Source organism: Spiroplasma endosymbiont of Melieria omissa (genome assembly GCF_964031175.1).
GTDB lineage: Bacteria > Bacillota_I > Bacilli_A > Mycoplasmatales > VBWQ01 > Spiroplasma_E > Spiroplasma_E ixodetis_A.
The window spans coordinates 1,319,097-1,332,952 of the sequence record NZ_OZ035012.1; the positions used below are offsets into that span (position 1 = coordinate 1,319,097).

A 13,856-nucleotide genomic window follows, 5' to 3' on the forward strand; every position below is an offset into this window, starting at 1 on the left:
TAAATTTATTAAACAATGAATTAATGAAAGTATAAGTAAAAAACAAGATAAATTAATTGCTGGTGAAAATATTCATATTAGTGATACTAATGTAATTAGTGCTACTGGTGGAAGTGAACCCCCTAATTTAGATAATTATTATACAAAACCAGAAGTTGATAAAAAATTAGAAGATAAATTAGATATAGATAAATTTTCATATGCTTTTGCTATACATGCTGTTAGTACTGAAATTCCTAATTTAGAAACTACTGATAAAACAGTTGTTGATGGTATTAATGAAAATAAAATTAATATAGATAATAAACAAGATAAATTAACTTTAATTAAAGAAGATACTACTTATAAAATATTAGAATATATTTCTGGTGATTGGAGTGAAACAACATTTCAAGGAGATAAAGATATTCCTCCCACAAAATTTGTTAAAAAATTTATTGATGAAAAAATTAATGCTTTAAATATTATTAAATGAAAATCAGTAGGTACAAAAGAAAGTAATATTAAAATTAATTATGAATTTAAAATAAATACTTTATATAGAATTGCTTATTCATGAAATGCAAATGATACTGGTGCAATAAAATATATTATTTTTAAATATAGCTAACTAAAGTAATGTTTACTCATAAATAATGTAAAATAATAATATGTAATTTAAACAGTTTTTGAATTTAAAAGTACAATTCAGCAATAATTAAAATAGATTAGGAAGATTAAATTATGCCAAAACCATACAGTGAAGACTTACGAAGAAAAGTAATAGAAGCTTATGAAAGTAAAAATATGAAAATTAAAGAAATTTGTAAAGTGTTCAATATCACTAGAAAGACTTTATTTTTATGAAGAAAAAGAAAAAAAGAAACTGGGCATATAAAACCAATTTTGAATTATCAAAAAGGACATAGCCACAAAATAAAAGATTTAGATGAATTAAAAAATTATTTAGCAGAAAATAAAGATGTTACAGTTCAAAAAGTAATTGATAAATTTGGAAATATGACTAAAGAAACAGTTTATAACTATTTTAAAAAACTAAATTATACATATAAAAAAAACTTTTCTATATGAACAAAGAGATAAAAATAAACAAGAAGATTTTTTAAAAGAAATAGCTAAAATAATGAATGAAGATTTAGTATATATTGATGAATCTGGAATTGATGATAATGAATTTTATAAATATGGTTGATCTGAAAAAGGTAAAAGATTATTTGATAATAAACCCGCATATAAAATAAAGAGAATGAGTATAATTGGTTCACTAAATAAAGGTAAATTAAAAGCCTTATGAGCATTTGAAGGACATTGCAATAGTAAAATTTTTGAATCATATGTTAAAAATAAACTAATTCCAGTATTAAAGCGTGGACAAATTATAGTTTTAGATAATGCAACGTTTCATAAATCTAAATTAACACAACAATTAATTGAAAATGCTGGATGCAAACTATTATTTCTTCCGCCATATTCTCCTAATTTAAATCCAATTGAACATTTTTGCTTTGCTATAAAACATAATATAAGAAAAATATTACCAAATTATTGACCAAATATTAAAAAAGCGATTGATTTTGTTTTTCAAGATATGAGTAAACATTACTTTAGTTAGCTATACTACAAAAATATAAATGAATATAAAAGTAATATTTTTTTAATTGATGAACAAAATCAAAATTTAAACAAAATAACAGCAAAAGATTTTTTAAAAAAACAACAAGATTTTAAACTAAAACCAACTAAAATTGAAAGAACTCTATGATATATTTTTACAGTAATTGTTGTATTAGCTGGCATATCTACTTTCATAGGTGTCATCATTCTTTTTTTTCCAACTGTAGCTAGTATACCTGCTGTAGCAATAGGATTAAAAGTTGTAGGTACACTTTCTAGTATTAGTTTTATAAGAATATTTGCATCAATATTTTCTTCTGCAACAAGAAAAGTTGATGTATGATTTGGTTATAAATTTTATAAAAACAAAGAACAAAAAGAAAAAGAAAAAAAAGAACGTCAATCAATAATTAAAAATTTATCAGTTGATAAATTAGAAACTAAATTACAAACACAATATGAGATTTTAAAACAAGAACTAGATAACAGAAAAGAAAAAAATCCAGACCAACTAATAAACAAAAACATTATAAATCATAATTTAAATAACATTTCTCAAAATCTAAATATTGAATCTGAAAATAATCAAAATTTTGATTCATCTATACGAAATACAGTAAATAATCAAGACTCACAACCTTTAACAAGTTCAATTAAAAATTGAAATAAAGTGAAATGTTTATTAACATAATTAATAAAGTTTTGATCACTATTTTTCAAAATAGTGATTTTTTATTATTTATTAAACATTTTTCGTTTTAAAAATATATAATTTTTTGTGAGTATTTTAAGGGTAGAAAAAAATATTCAAAAATAATAAAGAGAGGAAAAATAAATTATGCCATGAGAACCATATGACAAATGAAGTCAATCGGAAAAAGATGAATTTAAAAAAGAAGCTGAACGAATAAATAAAGCTTGAGGAGAAAAAAACGAACGTGAAAGACGAGAAAAAGTTGCTAATGCTCTTGGATTTGAAAAAGAAGACACTATAAAAAAAGAACAAGAACAGTTGAAAGAAGTATGAACAGAAAAACAAAAAGTTGGTAATTCTTTGGGATTCAAAGAAATTAAAAAAATAAATAATGAAGCTTCAACAAGTAAAAGTCAAAGTTCTAATAGTAAATCAGCAAAAATGTAAATCTTAAATACTTTAAAACTGCACAATTGTGCAGTTTATTTAGTGATTTTATTGATTATAATCTTAATTAAAATCTTTAACGTAAATAAGTGTTAAATATAAAATAAAAGTGTTATAATTAAATTGTTCTTATTTTTTATAGAACAAATAATTTTAAAAAATGAATATAAAATTTAAATAAACATAAATTCAAAAATTCCAAATAACCCCTAAAACTTTAGTTTCTATTTTTAATATAGAAACTTTTTTTGTATAATTTAATTAAACTTAATATAAGTTTTTAACTCATTATTTTATGGAATAGCAACACTTTTTAGGACTATTTTTTGGTAGACATTTGTTTTTGATAATTAACTGGAGTTAAGTAGTTTAAAGTGCTGTGGATTCTTATGTTGTTGTATCAATTGATGTAATCAAATAATTCTAATTTTAATTGGATTAATGATCTAAAATTTTTATCATTAATAAATTCAGTTTTGAAAGTTTTAAAAGTTGCTTCAGCAACAGCATTGTCATAAGGACAACCTTTTTTGCTTAAAGAGCGAGTAATATTGAATGCTAGTAAAAGTTTATCAATAATTTTATTATTAAATTCATTACCACAATCACTATGAAATATTTGAATATCTTTTAAACAGCGATTTGATTGCATAAATGCTTGATGTACTAATAAGGCATCTTTTCTAGTACTTAGAACCTGTTTAGGATCTTTTTAATAGAATTTAACTAAAACAAGAAATAATCATTTATAAATAGGTACTTAACCAATAATTTATTTTCTTTTTCATTTTTTTGTTAAAAAGATTTTATCATTTGAAAACTTATCGACTAAAAATCTATTTTTTATTATAAAATAACCATTATAATATAAATTTTATTAAAAATTAATCAAAAAAGATCCTAAACAGGTTCTTAGATAAAAAACAAGATAAATTAACTTTAATTAAAGAAGATATAACTTATAAAGTTTTACAATATAAAGAATTAGGAACTGGTATATTTACTGGTGATAAAGATATTCCACCAACTAAATTTATTAAACAATGAATTAATGAAAGTATAAGTAAAAAACAAGATAAATTAATTGCTGGTGAAAATATTCATATTAGTGATACTAATGTAATTAGTGCTACTGGTGGAAGTGAACCCCCTAATTTAGATAATTATTATACAAAACCAGAAGTTGATAAAAAATTAGAAGATAAATTAGATATAGATAAATTTTCATATGCTTTTGCTATACATGCTGTTAGTACTGAAATTCCTAATTTAGAAACTACTGATAAAACAGTTGTTGATGGTATTAATGAAAATAAAATTAATATAGATAATAAACAAGATAAATTAACTTTAATTAAAGAAGATACTACTTATAAAATATTAGAATATATTTCTGGTGATTGGAGTGAAACAACATTTCAAGGAGATAAAGATATTCCTCCCACAAAATTTGTTAAAAAATTTATTGATGAAAAAATTAATGCTTTAAATATTATTAAATGAAAATCAGTAGGTACAAAAGAAAGTAATATTAAAATTAATTATGAATTTAAAATAAATACTTTATATAGAATTGCTTATTCATGAAATGCAAATGATACTGGTGCAATAAAATATATTATTTTTAAATATAGCTAACTAAAGTAATGTTTACTCATAAATAATGTAAAATAATAATATGTAATTTAAACAGTTTTTGAATTTAAAAGTACAATTCAGCAATAATTAAAATAGATTAGGAAGATTAAATTATGCCAAAACCATACAGTGAAGACTTACGAAGAAAAGTAATAGAAGCTTATGAAAGTAAAAATATGAAAATTAAAGAAATTTGTAAAGTGTTCAATATCACTAGAAAGACTTTATTTTTATGAAGAAAAAGAAAAAAAGAAACTGGGCATATAAAACCAATTTTGAATTATCAAAAAGGACATAGCCACAAAATAAAGGATTTAGATGAATTAAAAAATTATTTAGCAGAAAATAAAGATGTTACAGTTCAAAAAGTAATTGATAAATATGGAAATATGACTAAAGAAACAGTTTATAACTATTTTAAAAAACTAAATTATACATATAAAAAAAACTTTTCTATATGAACAAAGAGATAAAAATAAACAAGAAGATTTTTTAAAAGAAATAGCTAAAATAATGAATGAAGATTTAGTATATATTGATGAATCTGGAATTGATGATAATGAATTTATAAATATGGTTGATCTGAAAAAGGTAAAAGATTATTTGATAATAAACCCGCATATAAAATAAAGAGAATGAGTATAATTGGTTCACTAAATAAAGGTAAATTAAAAGCCTTATGAGCATTTGAAGGACATTGCAATAGTAAAATTTTTGAATCATATAGCTAACTAAAGTAATATTTACTCATAAATAATGTAAAATAATAATATGTAATTTAAACAGTTTTTGAATTTAAAAGTACAATTCAGCAATAATTAAAATAGATTAGGAAGATTAAATTATGCCAAAACCATACAGTGAAGACTTACGAAGAAAAGTAATAGAAGCTTATGAAAGTAAAAATATGAAAATTAAAGAAATTTGTAAAGTGTTCAATATCACTAGAAAGACTTTATTTTTATGAAGAAAAAGAAAAAAAGAAACTGGGCATATAAAACCAATTTTGAATTATCAAAAAGGACATAGCCACAAAATAAAGGATTTAGATGAATTAAAAAATTATTTAGCAGAAAATAAAGATGTTACAGTTCAAAAAGTAATTGATAAATTTGGAAATATGACTAAAGAAACAGTTTATAACTATTTTAAAAAACTAAATTATACATATAAAAAAAACTTTTCTATATGAACAAAGAGATAAAAATAAACAAGAAGATTTTTTAAAAGAAATAGCTAAAATAATGAATGAAGATTTAGTATATATTGATGAATCTGGAATTGATGATAATGAATTTTATAAATATGGTTGATCTGAAAAAGGTAAAAGATTATTTGATAATAAACCCGCATATAAAATAAAGAGAATGAGTATAATTGGTTCACTAAATAAAGGTAAATTAAAAGCCTTATGAGCATTTGAAGGACATTGCAATAGTAAAATTTTTGAATCATATGTTAAAAATAAACTAATTCCAGTATTAAAGCGTGGACAAATTATAGTTTTAGATAATGCAACGTTTCATAAATCTAAATTAACACAACAATTAATTGAAAATGCTGGATGCAAACTATTATTTCTTCCGCCATATTCTCCTAATTTAAATCCAATTGAACATTTTTGATTTGCTATAAAACATAATATAAGAAAAATATTACCAAATTATTGACCAAATATTAAAAAAGCGATTGATTTTGTTTTTCAAGATATGAGTAAACATTACTTTAGTTAGCTATATGTTAAAAATAAACTAATTCCAGTATTAAAGCGTGGACAAATTATAGTTTTAGATAATGCAACGTTTCATAAATCTAAATTAACACAACAATTAATTGAAAATGCTGGATGCAAACTATTATTTCTTCCGCCATATTCTCCTAATTTAAATCCAATTGAACATTTTTGATTTGCTATAAAACATAATATAAGAAAAATATTACCAAATTATTGACCAAATATTAAAAAAGCGATTGATTTTGTTTTTGAAGATATGAGTAAACATTACTTTAGTTAGCTATATATATCTAACTAAAGTAATATTTACTCATAAATAATGTAAAATAATAATATGTAATTTAAACAGTTTTTGAATTTAAAAGTACAATTCAGCAATAATTAAAATAGATTAGGAAGATTAAATTATGGATGGGTTACACTTTATTGGACACTAATTACGTAGACAAGTGAACAAATTAGTTGAAAGAAAGGAACTATAATTATGGCCAATATTAATTCATATACCGATGAATTTAAAAAACAAATAGTAGCTTTATATCAAAGCGGCAAATCAGTATCTTACCTTGCTAAAGAATATAATGTTACAAGAGCAGCTACTTATAATTGAATTAAGCAATTTACTAATTCAGGTAGTTTTAAAGCTAAAGATAATCGTTCTGTTGAAGAAAATGAATTAATTAAATTAAGAAAAGAATTAAAACAATTACGAATGGAAAATGATATTTTAAAGCAAGCAGCACTAATAATAGGCAGAAAATAGAAATTATTACAAACAATAAGTTTAAATATAAAATTCGCACAATGTGTCATTTTTTAAAAATTTCTAAATCAACATATTATTTTAATTTAAAGAAAAAAGAAAATAAAATTCAAAATAATATTTATGATGAAGCTATTATTAGTGCTTTTAAAGAAAATAAATGTGTTTATGGAACAAGAAGATTAAAAGTAATATTAGAAAACCAAGAAATTTATTTATCAAGACGAAAAAGGTAATGTTTAGTAATCTGTGTAACTTACAAAAATAACTATGTTTAATTAATTCTAGTAAATATAATTAAATGACTAGAAAGAGTGAGTTACAGATGGCTAAAAAACAAAGTATTAATAATAATGATCCAATATCAAAAGCAGTAGATTTATTACTAGAAAATACTGAAGATTTAACAACAGTATTTAAAGAAGGAGGATTATATAAAGAATTAACAAAAAGATTAGTAGAAAAGATGTTAAATTCTGAAATGCAAAATTATTTAGGGTATGAAAAAAATCAACATAGTAATAGTGAAAATGCTCGTAATGGTATAAGTTCAAAAAAATTAATAACTCAACAAGGTAAAATTGAAATTAATGTACCAAGAGATCGTAATAGTGATTTTACTCCTGTAATAGTTGCAAAAAGACAGAGAAGATTTGATGGCTTTGATCAACAAGTTCTTTCACTATATGCCAAAGGAATGACTTTATCAGATATTAGAATGCAGTTGCAAGAGTTATAGCTAACTAAAGTAATGTTTACTCATATCTTCAAAAACAAAATCAATCGCTTTTTTAATATTTGGTCAATAATTTGGTAATATTTTTCTTATATTATGTTTTATAGCAAATCAAAAATGTTCAATTGGATTTAAATTAGGAGAATATGGCGGAAGAAATAATAGTTTGCATCCAGCATTTTCAATTAATTGTTGTGTTAATTTAGATTTATGAAACGTTGCATTATCTAAAACTATAATTTGTCCACGCTTTAATACTGGAATTAGTTTATTTTTAACATATGATTCAAAAATTTTACTATTGCAATGTCCTTCAAATGCTCATAAGGCTTTTAATTTACCTTTATTTAGTGAACCAATTATACTCATTCTCTTTATTTTATATGCGGGTTTATTATCAAATAATCTTTTACCTTTTTCAGATCAACCATATTTATAAAATTCATTATCATCAATTCCAGATTCATCAATATATACTAAATCTTCATTCATTATTTTAGCTATTTCTTTTAAAAAATCTTCTTGTTTATTTTTATCTCTTTGTTCATATAGAAAAGTTTTTTTTATATGTATAATTTAGTTTTTTAAAATAGTTATAAACTGTTTCTTTAGTCATATTTCCAAATTTATCAATTACTTTTTGAACTGTAACATCTTTATTTTCTGCTAAATAATTTTTTAATTCATCTAAATCCTTTATTTTGTGGCTATGTCCTTTTTGATAATTCAAAATTGGTTTTATATGCCCAGTTTCTTTTTTTCTTTTTCTTCATAAAAATAAAGTCTTTCTAGTGATATTGAACACTTTACAAATTTCTTTAATTTTCATATTTTTACTTTCATAAGCTTCTATTACTTTTCTTCGTAAGTCTTCACTGTATGGTTTTGGCATAATTTAATCTTCCTAATCTATTTTAATTATTGCTGAATTGTACTTTTAAATTCAAAAACTGTTTAAATTACATATTATTATTTTACATTATTTATGAGTAAACATTACTTTAGTTAGCTATATATCATGGTGCAGATATTAGTGAAAGTGTTATTAGTCAAATTACTGATGATGTGATAGATGATGTCAAGGCGTGGCAAAATCGACCATTAGAAAGTATTTATTCTATTGTTTATTTTGATTGTATAGTAGTTAAAGTACGGCAAGATAAACGCATTATTAACAAATCAGTTTATATAGCATTAGGAGTGGATTTAGAAGGCAAAAAAGATGTTTTAGGTTTATGAATTAGTGAAAATGAAGGTTCTAAATTTTGACTAGCTAATTTTACAGAAATGAAAAATCGAGGCTTAAATGATATTTTGATTGCTTGTAGTGATAATTTAACAGGCATGTCAGAAGCAATACAAGCAGTTTATCCTAAAACTGAACATCAATTATGCATAGTTCATCAAATTAGAAATAGTTTAAAATATGTTTCATACAAACATCGAAAAACCTTAGTTGCAGATTTAAAACCAATTTATAGTGCATGTAGTGAAGAACAAGCAATGCAAGCTTTAGAATCATTTGAAAGTAAATGAAATAAACAATATCCGCAAATTACTAAATCTTGATATAAAAATTGAAATAATTTAATGGTTTTTATTAGTTATCCACCAGAAATTAAAAGAGTGATTTATACTACAAATGCTATTGAATCTGTTAATAGTCAATTACGAAAAGTTATCAGAAATAAAAAAGTTTTTCCTAATGATATGGCAGTTTTCAAAATATTTTACTTAGCAATTGAAAATATAACAAAAAAATGAACAATGCCCATTCAAAATTGAAATACAGCAATTGCTCATTTTATGATAAAATTTGAAGATAGAATTAATCTGAACTAGTAACTTTGTAAAACAAAGATACACAGATTACATAAAAGCCTCACGAAAAATTAAAGAAATTATGAATAAGCATAATTTAATATCAAAATACACTAAATTATCATTCAAAAATCATAATAACAAAGTAAATGATGAAAAAATCACTAATCTTGTGAATAGAAACTTTAATAATAGGCTTAAAAATGAAGTTATTGTCAGTGATTTAACTTATGTTCAAGTTAATGGTAAATGAAACTATATTTGCTTATTAATTGACCTATTTAACCGCGAAATTATTGGACATAGTGTAGGTACTAGAAAAGATGCCTTATTAGTACATCAAGCATTTATGCAATCAAATCGCTGTTTAAAAGATATTCAAATATTTCATAGTGATTGTGGTAATGAATTTAATAATAAAATTATTGATAAACTTTTACTAGCATTCAATATTACTCGCTCTTTAAGCAAAAAAGGTTGTCCTTATGACAATGCTGTTGCTGAAGCAACTTTTAAAACTTTCAAAACTGAATTTATTAATGATAAAAATTTTAGATCATTAATCCAATTAAAATTAGAATTATTTGATTACATCAATTGATACAACAACATAAGAATCCACAGCACTTTAAACTACTTAACTCCAGTTAATTATCAAAAACAAATGTCTACCAAAAAATAGTCCTAAAAAGTGTTGCCATTCCAGATTTAATATATTAAAAATATATTATATTTTTTCTTTATTTTTTGTTTAATAATGACACTAATTGTGCTTTTGGTAAATTATTCATTTCATTTTGATATTGTTTAAACATATTTTTACATGTTGTAAGTTCAGCTAATGCTTCTTTTAAGTTACCTCAACCTTCAATTATGACTTTCTTTTTTTGTAATTCTTTATATTGTAGAAAAAAATTAACAATTTCATCACGTAAATGTTGTGGTACATCTTTTAGATCTTGATACTCATTAAAGCGTGGATCAGAATTAACAACACCAAATAATTTAGTATCAACTTCACCACCGTCAATCATTTTAATCATTCCTAAAATTCTAACTTCTACTAAGCAACCAGGGAAAGTTGGATAAGTAATTAAACTAATAATATCTAAAGGATCACCATCGTAATCTAAAGTTTCAGAAATATATCCATATTCACCGGGATAAAAATTAGCACCATAAAGAACACGATCTAATATCATAGTTTTAGATTTTCAATCATATTCATATTTATTACTTGATCCTTTGGGAATTTCAACTACCATTTGCACAATGTTATTTTCACTTTTATTCATTAATACTTCATCTCCTTTTAAAAATTAATTTTATTATATAATAAATAAACGTTTTTTTTATATATAATTAAAATAATAAATGTATTTTAAGGAGTAAAAGATGAGTTTAAAATATGAGAAAAAGTGACAACAATTTAAAAGTAATATTAATAATTCTTTAAAACTAACTACTCATAGGATAGCATTAGTTAGTAGTTTATTGGCAGTTACGACATTAATGACCTTATTAGAAACACCACCTATTTTTTTACCTTTTTTAAAAATTGATTTTGGTAATACTATTAATTTAATTGCATTGTTAATTATTAAACTTCCTTATAGTTTGTTAATTGCCATTATTGTTCCTTGACTAAGTTTAATCTTACCTCATTTTCCTTCTGGTAATGCTGAACCGATTGGTGAATTTGCTTATATGTTAAATACTATTACTTTATTGTTATTATATAGTAGTTTTAAATTATTATTTAAGCAATTACCATTTTGAAAAACGCAATCTAATAATTCTTTAAAACGATTAATGATTATTGAAATACCAACAATTGTTATTACTTGTATTTTAGTATCATTAATTAGTGTTTTTTATAATTGAACTTTTATTTTAGACATGTATGGTGCTGGTGATCTTAAAGATAAGATTTGAATTGTATTTGTACCATTTAATTTAATTAAATTTACTTCAGTTTTGCTTTTATATTTATTATTAGTTAGGCCAGTACAAATTTTAGTACAACATTTTAATATTTAAATAGAGGCTTTTATGTAATCTGTGTATCTTTATTTTACAAAGTTACTAGTTCAGATTAATTCTATCTTCAAATTTTATCATAAAATGAGCAATTGCTGTATTTCAATTTTGAATGGGCATTGTTCATTTTTTTGTTATATTTTCAATTGCTAAGTAAAATATTTTGAAAACTGCCATATCATTAGGAAAAACTTTTTTATTTCTGATAACTTTTCGTAATTGACTATTAACAGATTCAATAGCATTTGTAGTATAAATCACTCTTTTAATTTCTGGTGGATAACTAATAAAAACCATTAAATTATCTCAATTTTTATATCAAGATTTAGTAATTTGCGGATATTGTTTATTTCATTTACTTTCAAATGATTCTAAAGCTTGCATTGCTTGTTCTTCACTACATGCACTATAAATTGGTTTTAAATCTGCAACTAAGGTTTTTCGATGTTTGTATGAAACATATTTTAAACTATTTCTAATTTGATGAAATATGCATAATTGATGTTCAGTTTTAGGATAAACTGCTTGTATTGCTTCTGACATGCCTGTTAAATTATCACTACAAGCAATCAAAATATCATTTAAGCCTCGATTTTTCATTTCTGTAAAATTAGCTAGTCAAAATTTAGAACCTTCATTTTCACTAATTCATAAACCTAAAACATCTTTTTTGCCTTCTAAATCCACTCCTAATGCTATATAAACTGATTTGTTAATAATGCGTTTATCTTGCCGTACTTTAACTACTATACAATCAAAATAAACAATAGAATAAATACTTTCTAATGGTCGATTTTGCCACGCCTTGACATCATCTATCACATCATCAGTAATTTGACTAATAACACTTTCACTAATATCTGCACCATGATATAACTCTTGCAACTGCATTCTAATATCTGATAAAGTCATTCCTTTGGCATATAGTGAAAGAACTTGTTGATCAAAGCCATCAAATCTTCTCTGTCTTTTTGCAACTATTACAGGAGTAAAATCACTATTACGATCTCTTGGTACATTAATTTCAATTTTACCTTGTTGAGTTATTAATTTTTTTGAACTTATACCATTACGAGCATTTTCACTATTACTATGTTGATTTTTTTCATACCCTAAATAATTTTGCATTTCAGAATTTAACATCTTTTCTACTAATCTTTTTGTTAATTCTTTATATAGCTAACTAAAGTAATATTTACTCATAAATAATGTAAAATAATAATATGTAATTTAAACAGTTTTTGAATTTAAAAGTACAATTCAGCAATAATTAAAATAGATTAGGAAGATTAAATTATGCCAAAACCATACAGTGAAGACTTACGAAGAAAAGTAATAGAAGCTTATGAAAGTAAAAATATGAAAATTAAAGAAATTTGTAAAGTGTTCAATATCACTAGAAAGACTTTATTTTTATGAAGAAAAAGAAAAAAAGAAACTGGGCATATAAAACCAATTTTGAATTATCAAAAAGGACATAGCCACAAAATAAAGGATTTAGATGAATTAAAAAATTATTTAGCAGAAAATAAAGATGTTACAGTTCAAAAAGTAATTGATAAATTTGGAAATATGACTAAAGAAACAGTTTATAACTATTTTAAAAAACTAAATTATACATATAAAAAAAACTTTTCTATATGAACAAAGAGATAAAAATAAACAAGAAGATTTTTTAAAAGAAATAGCTAAAATAATGAATGAAGATTTAGTATATATTGATGAATCTGGAATTGATGATAATGAATTTTATAAATATGGTTGATCTGAAAAAGGTAAAAGATTATTTGATAATAAACCCGCATATAAAATAAAGAGAATGAGTATAATTGGTTCACTAAATAAAGGTAAATTAAAAGCCTTATGAGCATTTGAAGGACATTGCAATAGTAAAATTTTTGAATCATATGTTAAAAATAAACTAATTCCAGTATTAAAGCGTGGACAAATTATAGTTTTAGATAATGCAACGTTTCATAAATCTAAATTAACACAACAATTAATTGAAAATGCTGGATGCAAACTATTATTTCTTCCGCCATATTCTCCTAATTTAAATCCAATTGAACATTTTTGATTTGCTATAAAACATAATATAAGAAAAATATTACCAAATTATTGACCAAATATTAAAAAAGCGATTGATTTTGTTTTTCAAGATATGAGTAAACATTACTTTAGTTAGCTATATAATCCTCCTTCTTTAAATACTGTTGTTAAATCTTCAGTATTTTCTAGTAATAAATCTACTGCTTTTGATATTGGATCATTATTATTAATACTTTGTTTTTTAGCCATCTGTAACTCACTCTTTCTAGTCATTTAATTATATTTACTAGAATTAATTAAACATAGTTATTTTTGTAAG

The 13,856-nt window shown here is 23.0% G+C and carries 18 protein-coding genes and 3 pseudogenes; 15 read left to right on the plus strand and 6 right to left on the minus strand.

What is annotated here, in order from left to right; all coding sequences use genetic code 4:
* Window positions 1-723 precede the first annotated feature (723 nt).
* The 3 genes from ACQH26_RS08645 to ACQH26_RS08655 all read left to right on the plus strand — a co-directional run bounded on the left by ACQH26_RS08645 (window position 724) and on the right by ACQH26_RS08655 (window position 2,755).
* Entirely contained in the window at window positions 724-1,083 is a 360-nt protein-coding gene (locus ACQH26_RS08645) for a helix-turn-helix domain-containing protein (protein ID WP_425381863.1), read from the plus strand.
* A gap of 40 nt (window positions 1,084-1,123) precedes the next feature.
* Window positions 1,124-1,612, plus strand: coding sequence for an IS630 family transposase (locus ACQH26_RS08650; RefSeq protein WP_425382269.1), 489 nt, complete (start codon window positions 1,124-1,126; stop codon window positions 1,610-1,612).
* 840 nt (window positions 1,613-2,452) lie between these two features.
* Entirely contained in the window at window positions 2,453-2,755 is a 303-nt protein-coding gene (locus tag ACQH26_RS08655; protein ID WP_425382270.1) for a hypothetical protein, read from the plus strand.
* A gap of 319 nt (window positions 2,756-3,074) precedes the next feature.
* On the opposite strand, the gene ACQH26_RS08660 is transcribed toward ACQH26_RS08655, so the two are convergent.
* Window positions 3,075-3,407: an IS3 family transposase gene (locus ACQH26_RS08660; protein ID WP_425381973.1), complete on the minus strand. Its 333-nt coding sequence runs from the start codon at window positions 3,405-3,407 to the stop codon at window positions 3,075-3,077.
* A 1,099-nt stretch (window positions 3,408-4,506) separates the two neighbouring features.
* Between ACQH26_RS08660 and ACQH26_RS08665 the strand changes: the two genes are divergently transcribed.
* From ACQH26_RS08665 to ACQH26_RS08695, 7 genes and pseudogenes are all read left to right on the plus strand, one after another.
* Window positions 4,507-4,866 carry a helix-turn-helix domain-containing protein gene (locus ACQH26_RS08665; RefSeq protein WP_425381993.1) on the plus strand — a complete coding sequence of 120 codons (360 nt, stop codon included), beginning with the start codon at window positions 4,507-4,509 and terminating at the stop codon, window positions 4,864-4,866.
* 371 nt (window positions 4,867-5,237) lie between these two features.
* Window positions 5,238-5,597, plus strand: coding sequence for a helix-turn-helix domain-containing protein (locus tag ACQH26_RS08670; protein ID WP_425381863.1), 360 nt, complete (start codon window positions 5,238-5,240; stop codon window positions 5,595-5,597).
* A gap of 40 nt (window positions 5,598-5,637) precedes the next feature.
* A complete protein-coding gene (locus ACQH26_RS08675) occupies window positions 5,638-6,126 on the plus strand; it encodes an IS630 family transposase (protein WP_425381862.1) in 489 nt (162 codons plus the stop codon).
* Between the two features lie 21 nt (window positions 6,127-6,147).
* The gene (locus tag ACQH26_RS08680; protein WP_425383109.1) at window positions 6,148-6,408 is read left to right on the plus strand and encodes a transposase; all 261 of its coding nucleotides are present in this window, start codon (window positions 6,148-6,150) and stop codon (window positions 6,406-6,408) included.
* Between the two features lie 204 nt (window positions 6,409-6,612).
* Window positions 6,613-6,891, plus strand: coding sequence for a transposase (locus ACQH26_RS08685; protein WP_425381925.1), 279 nt, complete (start codon window positions 6,613-6,615; stop codon window positions 6,889-6,891).
* A 41-nt stretch (window positions 6,892-6,932) separates the two neighbouring features.
* Window positions 6,933-7,127 (plus strand): hypothetical protein, encoded by a 195-nt coding sequence (locus ACQH26_RS08690; protein ID WP_425382271.1) that lies wholly within the window; start codon window positions 6,933-6,935, stop codon window positions 7,125-7,127.
* An 89-nt stretch (window positions 7,128-7,216) separates the two neighbouring features.
* Window positions 7,217-7,627: pseudogene (locus tag ACQH26_RS08695) on the plus strand (transposase); the annotation flags it as partial.
* A gap of 3 nt (window positions 7,628-7,630) precedes the next feature.
* On the opposite strand, the gene ACQH26_RS08700 reads toward ACQH26_RS08695, so the two are convergent.
* Both ACQH26_RS08700 and ACQH26_RS08705 read right to left on the minus strand, forming a co-directional pair.
* Window positions 7,631-8,119 carry an IS630 family transposase gene (locus ACQH26_RS08700; RefSeq protein WP_425382141.1) on the minus strand — a complete coding sequence of 163 codons (489 nt, stop codon included), beginning with the start codon at window positions 8,117-8,119 and terminating at the stop codon, window positions 7,631-7,633.
* A gap of 40 nt (window positions 8,120-8,159) precedes the next feature.
* Window positions 8,160-8,519, minus strand: a complete 360-nt coding sequence (locus ACQH26_RS08705) for a helix-turn-helix domain-containing protein (protein ID WP_425381863.1) — start codon at window positions 8,517-8,519, stop codon at window positions 8,160-8,162.
* Between the two features lie 125 nt (window positions 8,520-8,644).
* Between ACQH26_RS08705 and ACQH26_RS08710 the strand changes: the two are divergent.
* Both ACQH26_RS08710 and ACQH26_RS08715 read left to right on the plus strand, forming a co-directional pair.
* A pseudogene (locus tag ACQH26_RS08710) lies at window positions 8,645-9,469 on the plus strand (IS256 family transposase); the annotation flags it as partial.
* Complete coding sequence (locus ACQH26_RS08715; RefSeq protein WP_425382272.1) at window positions 9,444-10,130, plus strand: IS3 family transposase; 687 nt, start codon at window positions 9,444-9,446, stop codon at window positions 10,128-10,130. The pseudogene ACQH26_RS08710 and the gene ACQH26_RS08715, both read left to right, overlap by 26 nt.
* 58 nt (window positions 10,131-10,188) lie before the next feature.
* Here the strand turns inward: ACQH26_RS08715 and ACQH26_RS08720 are convergent, their stop codons facing one another.
* Window positions 10,189-10,743, minus strand: coding sequence for an inorganic diphosphatase (locus ACQH26_RS08720; protein WP_425382273.1), 555 nt, complete (start codon window positions 10,741-10,743; stop codon window positions 10,189-10,191).
* Between the two features lie 100 nt (window positions 10,744-10,843).
* Between ACQH26_RS08720 and ACQH26_RS08725 the strand changes: the two genes are divergently transcribed.
* Complete coding sequence (locus ACQH26_RS08725; RefSeq protein WP_425382274.1) at window positions 10,844-11,488, plus strand: hypothetical protein; 645 nt, start codon at window positions 10,844-10,846, stop codon at window positions 11,486-11,488.
* A 45-nt stretch (window positions 11,489-11,533) separates the two neighbouring features.
* Here ACQH26_RS08725 and ACQH26_RS08730 read toward each other — a convergent pair.
* Window positions 11,534-12,667: pseudogene (locus ACQH26_RS08730) on the minus strand (IS256 family transposase); the annotation flags it as partial.
* Between the two features lie 117 nt (window positions 12,668-12,784).
* Between ACQH26_RS08730 and ACQH26_RS08735 the strand changes: the two are divergent.
* Together ACQH26_RS08735 and ACQH26_RS08740 are read left to right on the plus strand one after the other, a co-directional pair.
* Entirely contained in the window at window positions 12,785-13,144 is a 360-nt protein-coding gene (locus tag ACQH26_RS08735; protein WP_425381863.1) for a helix-turn-helix domain-containing protein, read from the plus strand.
* A gap of 40 nt (window positions 13,145-13,184) precedes the next feature.
* Window positions 13,185-13,673 carry an IS630 family transposase gene (locus ACQH26_RS08740; RefSeq protein ID WP_425381862.1) on the plus strand — a complete coding sequence of 163 codons (489 nt, stop codon included), beginning with the start codon at window positions 13,185-13,187 and terminating at the stop codon, window positions 13,671-13,673.
* On the opposite strand, the gene ACQH26_RS08745 is transcribed toward ACQH26_RS08740, so the two are convergent.
* Complete coding sequence (locus tag ACQH26_RS08745; RefSeq protein ID WP_425383124.1) at window positions 13,670-13,810, minus strand: hypothetical protein; 141 nt, start codon at window positions 13,808-13,810, stop codon at window positions 13,670-13,672. The genes ACQH26_RS08740 and ACQH26_RS08745 overlap by 4 nt on opposite strands.
* Between the last annotated feature and the right edge of the window lie 46 nt (window positions 13,811-13,856).